Here is a 19,037-nt window from a genome sequence, read left to right on the forward strand (position 1 = left end):
CAATCTGGAATGAATTTTGGCTACGTTACTGTGAACGGAGTGAACAGTAACACAATTATTTTTTTAGAATTGCTATAATCCCGGAGTACATTTCCATAACAAAAAATGCTATAATATCAGGGACAGCAAATTATAAAGATATCTATCAGGAGATTTAAACAGACAATGAATCAGAAAGCATATAAAGCACTTGAATATTATAAAATCATCAATATGCTGACAGACAAGGCTTCCTCTTCCATGGGAAAAGAAATCTGCCGGAAGCTGGAGCCATCCACAGATATTGATGAAATCCGACATATGCAGACTCAGACCAGAGATGCCCTTACCCGTCTTTTCCAGAAAGGAAATATTTCCTTTGGCAGCGTCAAAGATGTGCGTGGTTCTCTGAAACGTCTGGAAATCGGAAGTTCTCTGGGGATTGGTGAACTTCTTGCCATCTGCAGCCTTCTTGAGAACACCAATCGTGTCAAAGCTTATTCCAGAAGTGAGCGCGGTGATTCTCTCCCGGACTCTCTGGACGGGATGTTCGAGGCACTGGAACCACTGACTCCTCTTACAACAGAGATCCGCAGATGCATCCTCTCAGAAGATGAAATCAGTGATGATGCAAGCAGCAACCTCCGCCAGATTCGAAGAAACATGAAGATTACCGGAGACAGAATCCATACACAGCTCTCCTCTCTTGTAAACGGAAGTGCCCGCAATTATCTGCAGGATTCCGTTATTACCATGAGAAACGGACGCTACTGCATTCCGGTCAAGGCAGAATACAAAGGACAGGTTCCGGGTATGGTACACGATCAGTCCTCCACAGGTTCTACTTTATTTATCGAACCTATGGCAATCGTAAAACTAAATAATGACATCCGCGAGCTGGAACTGGAAGAACAAAAAGAGATTGAAGTGATCCTTTCCACCCTGAGCCAGCAAACTGCAGAACAGACCGACTCTATCCGCGCAGATCTTAATATCATGGTACAGCTTGACGTCATTTTTGCCAGAGCATCCCTTGCCATGGATATGAATGCAACAGAACCAATCTTCAATGATGAAGGACGCATCCGTCTGAAACAGGCACGCCACCCTCTCATTGATAAGAAGAAAGCTGTTCCCATTGATATCCGTCTCGGCGATGATTTCGACTTGCTTGTTATCACCGGTCCGAACACCGGTGGTAAAACTGTATCTTTAAAGACTGTCGGACTTCTCACTCTCATGGGCCAGTCCGGTCTTCATATTCCCACACTGGACCGCTCAGAGCTTGCACTGTTTGAAGAAGTTTATGCTGATATCGGTGATGAACAGAGTATTGAACAGTCATTAAGTACATTCTCCTCACATATGACCAACGTGGTTTCTTTCCTGAAAAAAGCCAACCGTCACTCTCTTGTCCTTTTCGATGAGCTTGGTGCAGGTACAGATCCGACAGAGGGTGCTGCCCTTGCCATTGCGATCCTTTCCCATCTTCATGAACAGGGAATCCGCACTATGGCAACCACCCATTACAGTGAGCTGAAGGTATATGCACTCTCCACCTCAGGTGTAGAAAATGCCTGCTGCGAATTTGACGTGGAAACGCTCCACCCGACCTACCGCCTGCTGATCGGTGTTCCCGGGAAAAGTAATGCATTCGCCATTTCTTCCAAGCTTGGACTTCCGGACTATATCATCGATAAGGCCAAAGAACAGATCAGTGAACAGGATGAATCTTTCGAAGATGTTCTCAGTTCCCTGGAAAGCAGCCGTATAACTATTGAAAATGAACGCCGCGAGATTGAACAGTATAAACAGGAAATTGCCTCTCTGAAATCCGAAATGGAATCCAAGCAGGAGAAGTTGAACGAGCAACGAGACCGCATCATCCGTCAGGCCAATGAGGAAGCTCATGCAGTTCTCCGCGAAGCCAAGGAATATGCAGACCAGACTATGAAGATGTTCCACAAATTCCAGAAAGACCATGTGGATCTCTCTGCTGTGGAAAAAGAACGCCAGAATCTGCGCAAACATATGAATAAAGCAGAGAAAGGCATGACTCAGAAAACTGCTGCAAAGAAACCGAAGAAGGAACTCACAGCCAAAGATATCTCCCTCGGCGATGCAGTTAAGGTTCTCAGCATGAATCTGAAAGGTACTGTCAGCAGCCGTCCGGACAACAAAGGTTTCCTCTTCGTGCAGATGGGTATCATCCGTTCCAAGGTTCACATCTCTGATCTGGAACTGATCGATGAAGCAGAGATCACCACCCCAACCATGCAGCGTACAGGTGCAGGTAAAATCCGCATGTCAAAAGCAGCCCATGTATCCACAGAGATCAACCTGCTTGGCAAAACGGTAGATGAAGCAGTTGCAGAGCTTGACAAATATCTGGATGATGCTTATATCGCTCATCTGAAATCTGTCCGTATTGTTCATGGTAAAGGAACCGGTGCTCTAAGAAAAGGTGTACACAATTATCTGAAGCGCCAGAAGCATGTGGAATCCTTCCGCCTTGGAGAATTCGGCGAAGGAGATGCAGGTGTTACTATTGTAGAATTTAAGAAATAGGAGGGACCGCCATGGTTTCCAAACAGAAAATCCTTATTGTTGATGATGATAACAATATCGCAGAGCTTATTGCCCTGTATCTTACCAAAGAATGCTTCGAGACAAAAATCGTAAATGACGGAGAAGAAGCGTTAAGGGAATTTGCCTCCTTCCGCCCGGATCTGATCATTCTGGATCTGATGCTTCCCGGAATTGACGGTTATCAGGTATGTCGTGAAATCCGACATACCTCTGATGTTCCCATCATTATGCTTTCAGCAAAAGGCGAAACCTTTGACAAGGTTCTCGGACTTGAACTGGGTGCAGATGACTATATGATCAAACCCTTTGATTCCAAGGAACTGGTTGCCCGTGTACGTGCTGTCCTGCGCCGTTTCCAGGTTAAACAGCCAGCGCCTTCTTCCAGTGAAAAATGTGTTACTTACCCGGATCTGACCGTTAATCTGACAAACTATGCAGTCACATATATGGGTCGTCAGGTTGATATGCCGCCAAAGGAACTGGAACTTCTCTATTTCCTTGCAGCATCACCAAACCAGGTATTTACCCGTGAACAGCTTCTGGATCATATCTGGGGTTACGAATACATCGGTGATACCCGTACTGTAGACGTTCATATCAAACGTCTTCGTGAAAAGATCAAAGACAATCCTCACTGGTCCATTGCCACCGTATGGGGAATCGGATACAAATTTGAGGTAAAAAATCCATGAAACAGCATCATCTTTCCACAAAATTCCTGAGATTTTATATTCTCATCGGAATTTTGGGATTTTTCCTCATAACCCTCGGCGGTTCTTATATGGTGGAAAAGCATCTGGAACACTCTTTAAGTGCCGCACTCTATACAGAAGCGCACAATATTGCATCTAACGAAGCAGTTAAAGGCAATATCTCTTCCAGTACAGTAGATACTCTTCAGGAACACTTATGTGCAATTTCCGATTTTCAGGATGCTGTATTGTGGATCATCAACAGTAACGGTGAAATCATTGTAAGTACACAGAAAAATATTGATGTCCGGGATCCAATCCCACTGGAAGAATTCGATGCTTCCAAATGGGGAAGCAACTATTATCAGATTGGAAAGTTTTATGGTTTCTTTAAAACAGATCATTTGAGTGTTATTGCCCCGATCACCTCTGATATGGAAACCAAAGGTTACGTGGCAATCCATTATTCGATGACAAACCTTTATCAGAGCCGAAGCAGTATTCTTTTTATCATGCAGGTAATCTTTCTCCTGTGCTATGCAGCCACCAGTCTTCTGCTCTGGGCTTACAGCCACTACATACGTAAGCCCCTGGCCAGGATCATGAAAGGTGCCAGTGAATATGCAGGAGGTAATCTTGCATATAAAATAGACGTTACTTCTGATGATGAAATGGGATATCTTGCCAAAACTCTGAATTATATGTCCGATGAACTGAACAAAAACGGAGAATATCAGCGTAAATTCATTGCAAATGTCTCTCATGATTTCCGTTCTCCCCTTACCTCCATCAAGGGATATGTCAATGCCATACTGGACGGTACCATCCCCTATGAGATGCAGGAACGGTATCTGAAGATCATCGCTTTTGAATCTGAACGTCTTGAAAAACTCACCCGCAGTCTTCTGACTCTGAATGAACTGGATATGAAAAAACGGATGATGCACATTCAGCGTTTTGATATCAATGATACCATCAAAAACACAGCAGCTACATTTGAAGGCATCTGCACCAGCCGCCAGATCCGTCTGGAGCTGCTTCTCTCCGGACATGAACTTTATGTCAGAGCTGATATGGAACAAATTCAGCAGGTTCTTTACAACCTTCTTGATAATGCCATTAAATTCAGCAATGATAATTCCTCTGTTCAGATTGAAACAACTGTAAAAAGCGGTAAGGTCTTCGTTTCTGTAAAAGATTACGGAACCGGCATTCCCAAAGAAAGTCTGGGCAAAATCTGGGATCGTTTCTACAAAATTGATGCATCCCGCGGAAAAGACCGTAAAGGCACCGGACTTGGACTTTCTATAGTCAAAGAGATCATCAATGCACATAACCAGAATATTGATGTGATCAGTACAGAAGGTGTGGGAACCGAATTTATCTTTACTCTGGAGAAAACGAAATAAATTTCTTTCACTTGAAAAATATTGTCTTAAATATACCTGTAACAACCCTCTTACCTGGAGCGTGTCTGAGAGGACTGCTATAAAAAATACCGTAACAAAAGTATATATCATTTACTTTTATTACGGTATTTTTTTTATTCTATGGCAATCCTCGTAAATAATGCATTTAAGACATTTCACCCACCTTAACTAAACGGTGTTCTCAGCATTCTGTCTTCATTTACGAGATAGATTCCTCTCGGTGTGATCCTGATTTCAGGAATCACAGGAAGTGCCATAAATGACAAGGTGATAAACGGATCAAATCCTTCTTTCACTCCCATCTCATGGGCCTTCGGAATCATTTTTGCAAGTGCTTCGTTTACACTCTCGTAGCCGGCATCGCTCATCAGTCCCATGACAGGAAGTGGTAAGGTTCCATAAATCTCTCCATTGCATACCAGAGTATAACCACCTTGCGTCCGCATCATTTCTTTTACAGCAACAGCCATATCACGATCATTATCTCCTACTACAATAATATTGTGGGAATCATGAGAAACACTGGAAGCAATAGCTCCGCCGCGGATTCCATAGCCTTTTATAATGCCCACTCCCATCTTGCCCGTATTCTTATGACGCTCTATTACTGCAATCTTCTGATATTCCCCGTCCGGAGCAAAATATTTCTCACCATCCGATTCTATCCATGGAACCTCTTCCAGAACATCCCTTGTCACAATCTGTTTCTCAAGCATCTGAATCACTCTTGCCTTTGTTCCCGGATGTTTCAGTTTCAGACGTTCCTCACTGAAACCTGATACATGAACTGTATTTTTCAGATATGGAGGACATGGTTTCAATTCTGCTTTCTCATCTTTAATGATCTTCTTACCACAATGATATACATCTACAACATTCAGATCTGCCACATTATCCAGAATGACAAAATCTGCCTGTCTTCCGGGTGCGATCATTCCAAGTCTGTATAAACCATAACATCTTGCAGGCTGGATCGTTGCCATCTGCAGTGCTTTCTCAACAGGAAGTCCAAGCTGTACTGCACGCTTTACATTATAATTGATATGCCCCTCTTTACGGATTTCTTCAATATGCTTATCATCAGTACAAAAGCAGAAACCTGACGTATCTGTATGGTGTTCCACAATCCCCTTCACAATAGCATCCAGATTTCTCGCTGCACTTCCCTCACGTATCAGTACCTGCATTCCATTTCTTGCCTCAGCCATTGCATACTCATAATCCACACACTCATGATCTGTATCAATTCCGCCAAGTACATATGCAGCCAGATCCCCAGGTGCCAGAAACGGTGCATGACCATCCTTCACTCTGTCCTGAAACAGCTGGAGCTTTTCATGCATGGCAACACTTCCGTTAATCACAGAAGGCGCATCCATTACTTCACCCAGTCCCAGAATTCTCGGATGTTCCAGATATCCTTTCATTTTTCCTGCTGTAAGAATACACCCGTTATCATCCACATGAGTCGCCGGAACACAGGAAGGCATCATCACATATACATTCGCCGGTGCATCTTCTGTCTGATCCAGGATATAATCAATTCCATCCGTACCGGATACATTTGCAGACTCATGAGGATCTACAATAAATGTTGTAGTTCCACACTGTGCAGCCTGCCGGACCAGCTCACCCGGCGTCACCAGAGTAGATTCCAGATGCAGATGACTGTCGATAAATCCCGGACAGATTACTTTTCCTTCCAGATCAATCTCTGTCTCTCCTTCGTATGTACCGACTCCGATCACAATTCCATCTGCAACAGCCACATCACCATCAATAAATTCTCCTGTACCAGAGCTGAACACACGCCCATTTTTAAACACCAGCTCAGCCTTCTCAATACCTCTTGCCATCTGCGAATACCTGCGATACATCTCAAGTTCCATAAAAAAACCTCCCTTCACACCCTTGAAAGCCCTCCTGCGCCACACATTCATTATTACAGTAAAGCTTCCAATATATTATCATATTTACTTGTTTTTTCAGACTTTTTTATTGTCCCAATCATTTTTTTCTATATATTTCATTATATATTATCATCTGTCTTTTTAATTTGCAACCTGTTTTTTCTTTACCAAAGCAACTTTCCATCAACTTTTAACGGCTTTACAAAAAGGCTGCCGGATATCTCCTGCAGCCTTTTCATATCACTTACATCTCTATATTTACATCATATAATCTTTGATCACATCATGATCTCTGAGTACTTTCTCGACCACAGTTCCCTTAACAGCTTTCAAAAGCGGTTTCTTCAGCATATCCAGTGGTCCCGGAAGTTCGATCTCCAGTGGAGATTTTCCATCCATCAGCTTCACACTGCTATCCAGTAATTCTCTGATATCATAAACACTGCCCCATACTTCCGGCACACCTCTGTCAACACCAAGAAGTCCATATACAGCCTCCATAGCAGTTCTTACGGAATATTCAGTAGTAAATACAGTATCTCTTGGTGTATCGGCAAACTGTCCGAGGAATGCGAAGTTTACACAGCCATCCGGAATAACATCAGGTCTGTCACCCTTTGTTCTCGGCATAAAGAATGCTGTAATATAAGGCATCATGGTCGGTACACAAACTGCACTGTTCTCAGCCATGTCTTCAATCTGGTCAACCGGAACACCAAGATGATAGAGCCACTCTTCTGTGATTTCCTTACCTGTACACTCCTTCATAGGCTTCTTGATATAATCACCAGGTACATCTGTAAACAGACCATATACCCATACACAAACCTTGTCTTTGTCCTGATCCTTGAACTGTCCCTGTCTGTTGATCGTCCAGCTTAATAACCAGCTGGAATCCTGACAGCTTACAATACCGCCTGTAACAACCTTGCCTGTTCTCGGATCACGTTTGCAGATATCTGTAATATAAGGAATGATCTTATCATCCAGAGTAGTCACTGTTGCTGACTCCCAATTTGTCTTAGCAATATCAGAACAGAATTTCTCAGGATGTCCGAAGGACGGATCCTGTTTTGCGATATTTTTCCAGAGACTCCAGCATCCACTTGTACGAACTTCTGCATCTCCGTTCGGTGCATGATTCTGATCGCCATAGATGGTTCCCTCTGTACAGCTTCCGTTTGTCACAAATACAAAGTCGTTTTCTGTAAGAACAATTCCCTTTTCTACGCCATTCACCTTACACTCGATTGCTTTTGCAATCTTCTTATTGCCTTCAAACTCAAAGAGTACGTTTGTAACCTCTGTATTGAACTGGAATTCAACGCCTGCTTCTTCCAGATATTTCTGCATTGGAAGAATCAGGGATTCATACTGATTGTATTTAGTAAATTTCAGGGCGCTGAAATCCGGAAGTCCGGAAATGTGATGGATAAATCTCTGGAAGTACAGTTTCATTTCCAGTGCACTGTGCCAGTTCTCAAATGCGAACATGGTTCTCCAGTATAACCAGAATGTGGAATCAAATACTTCATCGTCAAATACATCTTCAATTGTCTTGTCATAAAGATCTTCATCCTTTGTCATGAACAGCTTCATGATCTCCATGCAGCCCTTCTGGCTCAGATTGAATTTACCGTCTGTATGAGCATCCTTGCCTCTCTCTTTTGTTGCACGACAGAGAGAATAGTTGGGGTCTTCCTTATTCAGCCAGTAATATTCATCAAGTACAGATACACCAGGTGTTTCAATGGATGGAATACTTCTGAAAAGATCCCATAAGCACTCGAAATGGTTTTCCATCTCACGTCCCCCACGCATCACATATCCGCGGCTCGGATCAAAAATACCGTCACATGCACCGCCTGCAATATCCATTGCTTCCAGAATGTGGATATTCTTTCCGGGCATCTGTCCGTCACGTACAAGGAAACAGGCTGCTGCAAGAGAAGCCAGTCCGCTTCCTACGATATAAGCATGTTTATCATCTACGCCTTCCGGCTTTCTCGGACGTGCAAATGCTTCATAGTTACCGTTTGTATAATAAATTCCCTTACTGTTTTTCTCATATTTTCCACGTTCTGTATTGCGATATTCACTTGTATTATGAAGTGCGTCATAATCTTCTTTTTTCTTTGTCTCAGCTGTTTTATACTTCTTTCCTGCTGCCACTGCTGCCACGCCTGCTCCAACTGCCAATGCGGATACAAGTCCTAAACCTTTATTTTTACTCATAATACACATCCACCTTTCTTCAATTCTTCTTTAGAAGTTCTTTCAGCTCTGTGATTTTAAATGCTTTTCGTTCTCTCTGCTTTACCCATTTCCCGTCAAGACATCTTCATGACTTTTACATTCTTATCTGTATGTTTCCCATATCATAAGCATTTCATCCGTCTGAATGATTTGTTTGTTGCTATGGCTGTATATTAACAGTTAAAATATGATTCTACAATTTACAAAAGCCGCCGAATGATAAGTTTTTTATCACCCTGCGGCTTTTGTAAAGAATTTTTATATGATTATTTTTCCATATTATTTTTCTGAAAGTTATGAATGGATGTAGTCACTGTATCGTGAAGCGTCAGATCCATCATTCTTACCAGATCTTCAATATTTTCTTTCATTCCTTCCCTGATCCACTCAAGCATGATTCCCACAAAACCATATTTATAGAAGTCTGCAATAAATTTCTTATCCTCTTCTGTGATATTCAGACCCTTGCTTTTTTCTTCCACCACACCCACGATCAGATCATAGGTTAATTTAAAAAGATAATTTTCTATCCGCTCCCTGTCCACATTTCTGTAAACATTCATAATAAACGGTTTGTTTTCCAGCACTGCCTCAAATATCTGGGTCAGCCCTTCTGTCCAGGACTCAGAAGTCTTTTTGCCCTGAAGGGCTTTTGTCCCATCTTCCACACAGGACCATTCAACCAGATCATAAATATCCTTGAAATGATAATAAAAAGCCATGCGGCTTATTCCACAGTCTGTGGTAATATCTGTTATCGTGATCTTGTCCAGAGGTTTCTTCAGAAGAAGCCGTTTCAGGGATTCTTCCAGAGCTGCTTTTGTGGTATTTGGCATATAACTCCTCCTGTCTGCTTACTGTGATTATTTCCAGTCGTAGTTTCTCAGGTGTCCTTCCAGATTCATGTGGTCAAAATTATTCTGGCGCAGTGCCTCGTACAGAACAATTGCTACGGAATTGCTCAGGTTCAGAGAACGGATATCTCCGATCATAGGGATTCTTACACAGGTTTCCTGATTATTGACCAGAATGTCCTCCGGGATTCCTGCGCTCTCTTTTCCAAACATAATGTAGCAGTCTTCTTCATAATGAACATCTGTATAAGTCTGAGGTGCTTTTGTTGTTGCATAGTAAATTTTTGCCCCGGGATTCTTCTCCAGAAAGTCCTCAAAGTCCAGATATGTAGTTACATCCAGATCTTTCCAGTAATCCATTCCTGCTCTCTTTAAGGCTTTCTCACTTAAGGAAAATCCCAGAGGCTCGATAAGATGGAGCCTGGTTCCTGTTGCCACACAGGTACGGCCGATATTTCCTGTGTTTGCAGGAATCTCCGGCTCGTGAAGTACAATATTTAATTTTGCCATTTTGTTTTTATTCCTCTTGTTATTAATCGTCTGTCTTTTCTTAGAAAATTGTCTCTTAAGTTTCCTGCAGTTACTCTTTGAGAAGTTGCTGCAGTTCATCCTCTGCCGGGCGTTCCAGATATCGGGCACTGCCGCCACTGTAGAGAAGTCGGTCATTGCCACTGTTTGTCTGACCGATGACCTCTGCCATAAATCCCTCATTGCGAAGTCTCTGTACCAGTGCTTCACCTCCGCGGATTCCAATCAATACTGCTCCATCTGCCTGAAGCTTATATGGATTCAGGTCAAAAATCTCGCACACTTCTATGGTCTCCTGACGAATCGGTACCTTACGGAAGTCTGCTTCCAGTCCTACTTCTGAAGCTTCTGCCATCTTCCAGAGCGCACTTAAAAAACCGCCCTCGCCCATAGCATATAATGCGCTGGCATCTGCCTCCTGCGCAATTTTCCAGACAATACTGCCGGCTCCATAAGCATCCCAAAGTGAAACGCAATTCTGAATAAAACCGGCAGAGAATCTCTCTGCCAGTTTGTCCTTTTTATTTTTTGCTATTACAGAGGTTCCTTTCAAAGCCACCGGGCATGCCACTACCAGTTCATCTCCCGGTTTCAGGCATCCGGTTATTTCTGCCCTCAGAGCCTCCATTGCCGCCTGTCCCAGTCTCATTCTTTTCCTCCGAAAATTTATTATACGATCAGAGACAGAACTGTCGGCACTACCATTGCCAGTACCAGAATGATTGCAATAATTGCTGTGATCACTTTACGGTTCTTTGGATTAAACATTCCCATTTCTCTTCACCTCTTTAATCTCTGTTCAGGTTCTCAAACACATCTTTCGTCACATCTGTCACATGAGCATTGTTAGTCAGCGGATCACGGTCTGCATAGTTAAACAGCAGCACTGTTCCATCTGCAAATACTTCCACATGTGCATTCTTTGCCACTTTTTCCCGTTTTCTGAAGTCCCATACCTGTCTCTCAAAAGGCTTCTGATCTCTGGCAAAGCCAGGACGGCTTTTCAAGTTTTCTCTCAGATAGAGATCATATACCATCTGGTCTTTTACCTGATCCATGGAAATCTCCGGCACATCCTCCAGAAATTCCAGCAGGATCTCATATCTTCTCATTCTTGTGTGAGAAACATCACCATAGCCCTTTTCCATGTAAAAGCTGCCCAGTCTCTCATAAATCGAGAAAGCATCCTGGAAAAAGTTTTCCAGATATTCAAGTGTATTCTGGAATTGTCCACTATTATAATACACTTCCACCATATTTTCCACAGTTTTCAGCTTCAAAACATGGTCATAATCCAGCCACTTCGTGGAAAGTACCTCATAAGGCTCCTGTGTTTTGTATACAATGCCATATTCCTTGCACATCTCCATCATATGGGAACCCTTTAACACCTTCAAAAAGCCCAGCTGAAGCTGCTGTGGTTTCAGTGCATAAACATCATTAAAGGAATGCCGGAAGCTGTCGTAATCTTCATAGGGAAGTCCTGCAATCAGGTCCAGATGCTGATGGATATTTCCAAAGCTATGGATTCTGTCAACAATTCCTTTCAATTTTTCAAAATCCATAGTTCTGTGAATTGCCTTAATCGTGTCCGGATTTGTTGACTGTACTCCGATCTCCAGCTGAATCAGACCCGGGCGCATGGTGGACATTTCCTGCAGTTCCTCTTCTCTTAACAGATCTGCTGAAATCTCAAAATGGAAGTTTGTCACACCATTATCGTGTTCATTAATATACTTCCAGATTGCCATTGCATGGTCATGTTTACAGTTAAAGGTACGGTCTACAAACTTTACCTGCGGAACCTTATTGTCTATAAAAAACTGCAGCTCTTTCTTTACTGTCTCTGTATCTCTGAAACGCAGTTTCTTATCAATGGAAGAAAGACAGTAACTGCAGGAGAAAGGACATCCTCTGCTGCTTTCATAATAAATGATCCTGTTCTTAAACTCAGACAGATCTTTGTAAATGAACGGAATACTGCTTAAGTCCATGATCTGGCGCCATCCATTATGTATGATCTGATCTCCGTCTCTGTAACAGATTCCTGTCATATCTTTCAGGTTCTGCGGATTTTTTTCCACATAATATCCGGCAAGTTCTTTAAATGTTTCTTCACCTTCTCCGACCATAACACCTTTAAATTCTGAGTTTTCTGTCAGGAATTTCTCCGCATCATAAGAAACTTCCGGACCGCCGGCCCAGAAGTCGGCGCCCGGAAGAATCTTTATCAGATCTGCCATCAGTTCTTTTACAAAAGAAAGGTTCCAGATATAACAGGACACGCATACCACATCAGGATGCTCCAGATAAATATCACGCATGATATCATCTTTCTGCTGGTTGATGGTATATTCCTTTAATACAATATGATCTGCGTAATCAGATGCATATGCCTGCAGATCATAAACAGCAAGATTAGAATGAATATATTTTGCATTGCATGCCACTAATAAAATCTTCATAAATCTTTAGCCTTCCAATGCACTCTTAAGCTCTTCTTTGGACGTAAGACCTACGAAGCGTTTCACTTCCGCACCGTCTTTGAACAGGATCAGTGTCGGAATGCTGACTACACGAAACTGCTGTGCAAGTGCCATATTCTGATCTACGTCTACCTTACCCACTGCATAGCCTTCTTCAGCCAGTGCTTCTACAATTGGTCCCTGACGCATGCAAGGTCCGCACCATGTTGCCCAGAAATCAATCAGAACCGGTTTCTCAGATTTTAATACTTCTGTTTCAAAATTTGCTGTTGTAATCTCTTTTGCCATGATTTATATCTCCTTTGCTTATTCTTTATAAAAATTTGTAATGTAAGTTCTCTGGTTTTATAATATCAACACTATAACTCTGTTAGATTTTCAGTTTTTATTTTAGATTTTTTGCTTTAAAGATCTTACATACTTCCCTGCATTAATACCTGCCTGTGCTCCCTCATATACAGCTTTCGCCACTTGAAGAAGTCCGCCTGTACAGTCACCTGCCGCATAGAGTCCCGGGATGGTTGTTTCCATATTTTCGTTAACTTTAATGTTTCCTTTTTCAGTAAGTTCAGCTCCCATCTGGCGGGCAATCTCAGTACTGCCTGCAGTTCCCATTGCAATAAATACACCCTCTGCAGGACAGAAATCATTTGCCTGCTGACCTGCTTCTGCCTTTATTTCCTCTGCCTGCACATCAGGTTCAAGACGGATTCCGGATACCAGATCATCGCCCTCTACAGACTGGATCTTCATTGTGTTTACACTGATATTTTCTTCAGGTGTAAATTTCGGTTCTTCACCGTTTGTATAAATGGTTACTGTAGAAGCAGTATTTGACAATTCCTTTGCTTCATGCATGGCGAAATCACCGTTTCCCAGAACTGCTACATCCTTGCCTCTGTAAAAGAAAGCATCGCAGATTGCACAGTAGCTGACACCTTTTCCCTCAAATTCTTTAACACCCGGGATCTTCGGTGCAGCGCGCTTACTTCCTGTTGCAAGAATCAGACTCTGAGTCTCGAATTCACCTTCTGTAGTTTTTACCACAAAAGTATCAAACCCGCCGACTCCCAGAACCTGTGCATCCAATATTCGTACGCCCAGTGCTTTCGCCTGAGCGATTCCTGTATCATATAATTCCTGACCGGACAGCGGATGTTCCAGTCCGTAATAGTTTTCTATTTTCTCTGCTTTTTCCAAAGCACCGATCCCATTATTGATCACTAGGGGATCCAGATTTCCACGAACTGCATAAAGCGCAGCGGAAATTCCTGCAGGTCCGGCACCTATGATTATCACTTTTTCCAAATTCTGTCACCTGCTCTCTGTTATTGTTTTCAATATACTGTGATATATCATCGTTACTGTTCACTCTGTTCTCAGTAACTTATTATCAGCTATTGTTACTATACTACGTTTTCTGAAAAAAATCCATGATTTTATTTGGATAATTTTTGTATAATTTATCTTTTTATAAGTATCCTATCTGTCATTGCAGCTGTTCGATATAAAAAGCCATTTTCAATTATAATTTCTCATAATTGAAAATGGCTTTACACGTCTTATTTTTATCCAACCAGCGGATATTTGTCTGTAAGTTCTTTGACAATAGCTTTTGCTTTCTCCTGGCTGCCTTCTTCTTTTAAGGTCATAGCAATTGCTTCTGCAATCTTGTCCATATCTTCCGGTTTCATGCCTCGTGAAGTAACTGCTGCTGTTCCGAGACGTACACCGCTTGTAACAAATGGAGACTGTGGATCATTTGGAATTGCATTCTTATTGCAGGTAATGTTTACTTCATCAAGAAGATTCTCCATCTGCTTTCCTGTAACACCCAGACTTCTGAGATCTACAAGCATCAGATGATTGTCCGTACCACCTGAAACAATATCAATGCCTCGCTTCTGAAGTCCTTTGCAAAGTGCCTGCGCATTCTCAACGATCATCTTTGCATAGTCCTTAAATTCCGGCTGAAGTGCTTCTTTAAAACATACTGCCTTGGCAGCGATCACGTGCATCAGAGGACCGCCCTGGATTCCCGGGAATACTGCTTTATTAAAGTTAAATTTCTTTGCATTCTCTGCGCTGCTTAAGATCAGGCCGCCTCTTGGTCCGCGCAGGGTTTTGTGTGTGGTTGTTGTTACAACGTCTGCATAAGGAATCGGGCTTGGATGCTGTCCACCTGCTACCAGACCGGCGATATGCGCCATATCCACCATCAGATAAGCCCCAACTTCATCTGCGATCTCACGGAATTTCTTAAAATCAATAACTCTGGCATAAGCACTTGCACCTGCTACGATCAGCTTTGGTTTATTCTCAATTGCAATTCTTCTGACTTCTTCATAATCGATCACGCCGTCATCATTTACTCCATAATATACTGGCTTGAAGTAGGTTCCGGACATATTCGCAGGGCTTCCATGTGTCAGATGTCCACCGTGGTCCAGATTCATACCCATTACAGTATCTCCCGGCTGCAGCATTGCAAAGAAAACCGCCATATTTGCCTGTGCTCCGGAGTGCGGCTGTACATTTGCATATTCACATCCGAATAATTCTTTCGCGCGTTCAATGGCAAGAGTTTCTACCTCGTCTACGCAGGAACATCCGCCGTAAAATCTCTTCCCCGGATATCCTTCCGCATATTTATTAGTAAGAGGGCTTCCCATTGCTGCCATAACAGCTTTACTTACCCAGTTCTCTGAAGCAATCAGCTCAATATGGGAATTCTGGCGTGCAAGCTCCGCCTCGATCAGATCTGCGATATCCTTGTCTGTCTTTGCTACGTCGTCGATTGAATACATCTTCGTGCTCCTCCTTTGTTATACGCTCAGTAATTATTCCGATTATAACCAATTCTATCCATCATGTCAATCACCAAAAGACATTTGTCCGCGCACCAAAATATTTTATGATATAAATTAGGATACCACATATTATGTTTCTCTGCTGAGCTCTGTAGCAAATAACAGATTCGATTCCATCAAAACGCTTTTTTTATCTGTTTTACCAGTGCATCCACATCTTCCGCTTTCACAAGAAATCTCTCGGTTCCATTGATTTCCAGACTATCATAAGTATCATCATATGTATAATATTTCAAAGTTACTTCCGGAGCTTCTTCTGTGTTTCTGTGGAATGTTACAGTCAGCACTTCTTCCTTATCTGCTGCATCTTTTGTTTCTTCGACTTCCGAATCAAGCATTATACTTTGAAGCGCCTGATACAATTCAGTAAATTTCTCTTTCTTTACAGTTTTCTTTCCGAATTTATAATCGCTGCCGTCCAGCTTCATGGTATAGGTTTTCTTTCCAATGCTCATATCCACACTGTCAAGTGTATCAATATTTACCAATGCCGGAATCTTCAGAATCAAATTAAATGGTTTCAGCTCCAGAAGACTGTTCACTGACTCTTTTGAAAGCAGATAAACAGCCTCTTCGTATCCTTTTACACATGCATAATAGTCACCATTCTCATCTGTATTTCCTATAAGAATTGTTGCTGTTGCATCTGCATCCTGCGTTTCTTTTGCTGTGTCATCGTTAACTGTATTTACAAAATCTACTGTAAAATATGTCTTTGTGTTATCCAGTCCGGTATCTGTATTTGCTGCATCGACGCCGTTGCTGAGATCAAAAGCAGCCAGCACTCCAAACATTTCATACATATTCTCTGTGTTTACTGTTGCAGTCTCATCATACGGATTGGTAATTTCCCAGTAGTCGAAATCCATCTTATAATCTGCCGGTTCCTGTTTGATCTGAAATACTTCTTCGCCGTCCTTTACAATGGAAAATCTGCGGATGGAATAGACAGACATTCTTGGATGTTCTACAGTTTTTAAATCTGTATTTTCTGTTTTATCATCTGTCTGATCAGCAATTTCTTCTTCCACAGCTGCATCTTCTGCTTTTGGCTCTTCTGCAGTCTCAGAGTTTTGTTCTGCTTCATCTGCCCATACAGGACAGGATATAACTGCTGTGCCTGCTGCACCGGCAGTAAACATGGCTGTCATTCCAAGAAGTAATATTTTTTTAATTTTGTTTTTCATGTCTGTGTTCCTCCTGTCCATATATAATATGGTTTTTATTTTATGTTACTTTTCGCAATTGAAACAGAATACTTACTCCGTTCGGTTAAAGTGCAATTTCTACCTCAGCAGGCTTATGTCCTGTCAGTTCTGCACTTCTTGTATCCGGCTGGGATACTCCTGCAAATAAACGGAAATGTTTTCCTGCGATGTAACGATTTCCATCTTCATCAACTATATTCATTGCTTTATTAGAAATTGTAAATTCTACAGATTTCTCTTCTCCCGCTTTCAGAGATACTCTCTTAAATCCGCAGAGACTGTAGTTACGAACTGCAAGCGGAGAATCAAGGTCTTTGATATACACCTGAACAACTTCATCTGTATCTACTGTTCCATTGTTCTTAACAGTTGCTTTTAACATGATATCGGACTCTGCTGATACTTCACCGACAACCTCTGCTTCTGTTACGCAGGTATCACTGTATGTAAGTCCGTATCCAAATGGATAAAGTGCCTCTTTTTCCATATAACGGTAAGTTCTGTTTTTCATAGAGTAATCTGTGAATTCCGGCATTCCTTCCAGGTCTTTATAGAAGGTTATCGGAAGTTTTCCTGATGGAGATTCTTTTCCGAAGAGAAGATCTGCTATTGCACGTCCGCCTCTTGCTCCCGGATACCATGCAAGAAGGATTCCATTACAGTTATCCTGCGCATAATTCAGGTCAATCGCACTTCCTGCCATCAGAACTACGATGGTAGGTTTTCCTACTGCTGTTACTTTCTCGATCAGTTCTTCCTGTACTTTCGGAAGATGAAGATCAACTTTGTCCCCGGATGCATCACTGTTTCCGGTATCTCCTTCTTCTCCCTCCAGAGTCTCATCAAGACCTACGCAGAGTATGACTACATCGCTGTTTTCCGCTGTAATTACTGCCTCAGAAATTCTGTCCTGATCCCATGCCAGATTTTCAACTTTGTCTTTATATAAATCACATCCCTGAGAGTAAAGGATCCTTACATCGTCACCTGCTTCTTCACGGATTCCTTCAAGAACAGTAATATATTCTGAAGATGTTCCATGATAATTTCCAATAAGAGCTGCACGGCTGTCTGCATTCGGGCCAATGACACCAATAGTATTTACTTTTGTTTTATCAATCGGAAGAACTCCATCATTCTTCAGAAGTACGCAGCTCTTTCTTGCCATCTTAAGAGCTTCATCAATGTGCTCTTTGCACTCTACCACACTATACGGTATCTTATCATATTCACTTCCGTCAAACAGGCCCAGCAGATATCTGGTTGTCAGCAGTCTTACTGCGGATTCTGTAATTTTCTCTTCTGTTACCAGTCCATCCTGATAAGCTCCCATCATATGAAGATATGTATTTCCACAGTTCAGGTCACAGCCTGCATTTAATGCCATAGCAGCGGACTGTCTTGGTGTGGAAGTTACCATGTGATGTTCATGAAAGTCACGGATTGCCCAGCAGTCAGAAGTATAATGACCTTCGAATTTCCATTTTCCTCTCAGGACATCTTCCATAAGATATTTATGTGCACAGCAGGGTTCTCCGTTTGTCCTGTTATAAGCACCCATTACAGCCTCAACATCCGCTTCTGTTACAAGCGCTTCAAAAGCCGGAAGATATGTTTCCCACATATCCTTCATGCTTGCCTGTGCATCAAATTCATGTCTGAGCGATTCCGGACCGCTGTGCACTGCATAATGCTTTGCACATGCTGCCGCTTTCATTACAGGTCCATCACCCTGGATTCCTTCTACGAATTTCACGCCAAGTCTGGACGTCAGATATGGATCCTCACCATAGGTTTCATGCCCTCTGCCCCATCTCGGATCTCTGAAAATGTTTACATTGGGGGACCAGAAAGTAAGACCCTTGTAAATATCTCTGTCTTCTTTTGCAGAATATGCATTGTATTTTGCTCTTCCCTCAGTTGCAATGATATCGCCAACTTTTTTCATCTCTTCATCGTCAAATACTGCAGCCATCGCAATTGCCTGTGGGAACATGGTTGCCACACCTGCTCTGGCCACTCCATGCAGTGCTTCATTCCAGTAATTGTATGCCGGAACACCCAGTCTTTTCACGGGAGCAGCATCGTATTTTAACTGGGAAGCCTTCTCCAGAAGCGTCATCTGTGATACCAGTTTTTCTGCTTTTTTTCTTGCTTCTGCTCTTTCTTTTCTGTGATCTTTCATTTCAGATCCTCCTGTTTATATAATTTGATAATTATTCAGCAGGTATTAAC

14 protein-coding genes are annotated in these 19,037 nt (G+C 42.3%); 3 read left to right on the plus strand and 11 right to left on the minus strand.

Going from position 1 to position 19,037, the window contains the following annotated elements:
• Positions 1-165: 165 nt before the first annotated feature.
• The 3 genes from LJE09_RS10870 to LJE09_RS10880 are packed head-to-tail and all read left to right on the plus strand — an operon-like array spanning position 166 to position 4,669.
• Positions 166-2,547, plus strand: a complete 2,382-nt coding sequence (locus tag LJE09_RS10870) for an endonuclease MutS2 (RefSeq protein ID WP_173681060.1) — start codon at positions 166-168, stop codon at positions 2,545-2,547.
• Between the two features lie 11 nt (positions 2,548-2,558).
• On the plus strand, positions 2,559-3,260 hold the full coding sequence (locus LJE09_RS10875; RefSeq protein ID WP_025579807.1) for a response regulator transcription factor: 702 nt from the start codon (positions 2,559-2,561) through the stop codon (positions 3,258-3,260).
• Positions 3,257-4,669, plus strand: coding sequence for a sensor histidine kinase (locus tag LJE09_RS10880; protein ID WP_118566110.1), 1,413 nt, complete (start codon positions 3,257-3,259; stop codon positions 4,667-4,669). Before LJE09_RS10875 ends, LJE09_RS10880 begins: the two co-directional genes overlap by 4 nt.
• Positions 4,670-4,854: 185 nt before the next feature.
• On the opposite strand, the gene ade is transcribed toward LJE09_RS10880, so the two are convergent.
• The 11 genes from ade to LJE09_RS10935 all read right to left on the minus strand — a co-directional run bounded on the left by ade (position 4,855) and on the right by LJE09_RS10935 (position 18,987).
• Positions 4,855-6,579, minus strand: a complete 1,725-nt coding sequence (ade, locus tag LJE09_RS10885; protein ID WP_119243241.1) for an adenine deaminase — start codon at positions 6,577-6,579, stop codon at positions 4,855-4,857.
• Positions 6,580-6,858: 279 nt separating this feature from the next.
• Positions 6,859-8,835, minus strand: coding sequence for an oleate hydratase (locus LJE09_RS10890; RefSeq protein WP_182434432.1), 1,977 nt, complete (start codon positions 8,833-8,835; stop codon positions 6,859-6,861).
• A 287-nt stretch (positions 8,836-9,122) separates the two neighbouring features.
• Positions 9,123-9,692 carry a TetR/AcrR family transcriptional regulator gene (locus LJE09_RS10895; protein ID WP_022380387.1) on the minus strand — a complete coding sequence of 190 codons (570 nt, stop codon included), beginning with the start codon at positions 9,690-9,692 and terminating at the stop codon, positions 9,123-9,125.
• A gap of 27 nt (positions 9,693-9,719) precedes the next feature.
• Complete coding sequence (locus LJE09_RS10900; protein WP_008705660.1) at positions 9,720-10,220, minus strand: tRNA (cytidine(34)-2'-O)-methyltransferase; 501 nt, start codon at positions 10,218-10,220, stop codon at positions 9,720-9,722.
• Positions 10,221-10,290: 70 nt separating this feature from the next.
• Positions 10,291-10,887, minus strand: a complete 597-nt coding sequence (locus LJE09_RS10905) for an AIR synthase-related protein (protein WP_022380388.1) — start codon at positions 10,885-10,887, stop codon at positions 10,291-10,293.
• Between the two features lie 139 nt (positions 10,888-11,026).
• Positions 11,027-12,703, minus strand: a complete 1,677-nt coding sequence (locus tag LJE09_RS10910) for a B12-binding domain-containing radical SAM protein (RefSeq protein ID WP_055057234.1) — start codon at positions 12,701-12,703, stop codon at positions 11,027-11,029.
• Between the two features lie 6 nt (positions 12,704-12,709).
• Complete coding sequence (gene trxA, locus LJE09_RS10915; RefSeq protein ID WP_128866504.1) at positions 12,710-13,012, minus strand: thioredoxin; 303 nt, start codon at positions 13,010-13,012, stop codon at positions 12,710-12,712.
• A gap of 102 nt (positions 13,013-13,114) precedes the next feature.
• Positions 13,115-14,032, minus strand: coding sequence for an NAD(P)/FAD-dependent oxidoreductase (locus LJE09_RS10920; RefSeq protein ID WP_195981145.1), 918 nt, complete (start codon positions 14,030-14,032; stop codon positions 13,115-13,117).
• A gap of 260 nt (positions 14,033-14,292) precedes the next feature.
• Complete coding sequence (gene glyA / locus LJE09_RS10925) at positions 14,293-15,531, minus strand: serine hydroxymethyltransferase (protein WP_055057236.1); 1,239 nt, start codon at positions 15,529-15,531, stop codon at positions 14,293-14,295.
• A 179-nt stretch (positions 15,532-15,710) separates the two neighbouring features.
• Positions 15,711-16,781, minus strand: a complete 1,071-nt coding sequence (locus tag LJE09_RS10930) for a hypothetical protein (protein WP_144136948.1) — start codon at positions 16,779-16,781, stop codon at positions 15,711-15,713.
• A gap of 85 nt (positions 16,782-16,866) precedes the next feature.
• Positions 16,867-18,987: a glycoside hydrolase family 3 C-terminal domain-containing protein gene (locus tag LJE09_RS10935; RefSeq protein ID WP_055053520.1), complete on the minus strand. Its 2,121-nt coding sequence runs from the start codon at positions 18,985-18,987 to the stop codon at positions 16,867-16,869.
• Positions 18,988-19,037 lie beyond the last annotated feature (50 nt).

Source organism: Blautia sp. DFI.3.45, assembly GCF_020593505.1.
Taxonomy (GTDB): domain Bacteria; phylum Bacillota; class Clostridia; order Lachnospirales; family Lachnospiraceae; genus Blautia_A; species Blautia_A wexlerae.

Excerpts from the sequence above, each read along its gene's own strand:
- LJE09_RS10875 (WP_025579807.1), top strand. The coding sequence starts at position 2,559 with ATGGTTTCCAAACAGAAAATCCTTATTGTTGATGATGATAACAATATC.
- LJE09_RS10900 (WP_008705660.1), bottom strand. The coding sequence starts at position 10,220 with ATGGCAAAATTAAATATTGTACTTCACGAGCCGGAGATTCCTGCAAAC.
- glyA (WP_055057236.1), bottom strand. The coding sequence starts at position 15,531 with ATGTATTCAATCGACGACGTAGCAAAGACAGACAAGGATATCGCAGAT.
- LJE09_RS10905 (WP_022380388.1), bottom strand. The coding sequence starts at position 10,887 with ATGAGACTGGGACAGGCGGCAATGGAGGCTCTGAGGGCAGAAATAACC.
- LJE09_RS10895 (WP_022380387.1), bottom strand. The coding sequence starts at position 9,692 with ATGCCAAATACCACAAAAGCAGCTCTGGAAGAATCCCTGAAACGGCTT.
- LJE09_RS10890 (WP_182434432.1), bottom strand. The coding sequence starts at position 8,835 with ATGAGTAAAAATAAAGGTTTAGGACTTGTATCCGCATTGGCAGTTGGA.
- LJE09_RS10935 (WP_055053520.1), bottom strand. The coding sequence starts at position 18,987 with ATGAAAGATCACAGAAAAGAAAGAGCAGAAGCAAGAAAAAAAGCAGAA.
- ade (WP_119243241.1), bottom strand. The coding sequence starts at position 6,579 with ATGGAACTTGAGATGTATCGCAGGTATTCGCAGATGGCAAGAGGTATT.
- trxA (WP_128866504.1), bottom strand. The coding sequence starts at position 13,012 with ATGGCAAAAGAGATTACAACAGCAAATTTTGAAACAGAAGTATTAAAA.
- LJE09_RS10880 (WP_118566110.1), top strand. The coding sequence starts at position 3,257 with ATGAAACAGCATCATCTTTCCACAAAATTCCTGAGATTTTATATTCTC.
- LJE09_RS10910 (WP_055057234.1), bottom strand. The coding sequence starts at position 12,703 with ATGAAGATTTTATTAGTGGCATGCAATGCAAAATATATTCATTCTAAT.
- LJE09_RS10930 (WP_144136948.1), bottom strand. The coding sequence starts at position 16,781 with ATGAAAAACAAAATTAAAAAAATATTACTTCTTGGAATGACAGCCATG.
- LJE09_RS10870 (WP_173681060.1), top strand. The coding sequence starts at position 166 with ATGAATCAGAAAGCATATAAAGCACTTGAATATTATAAAATCATCAAT.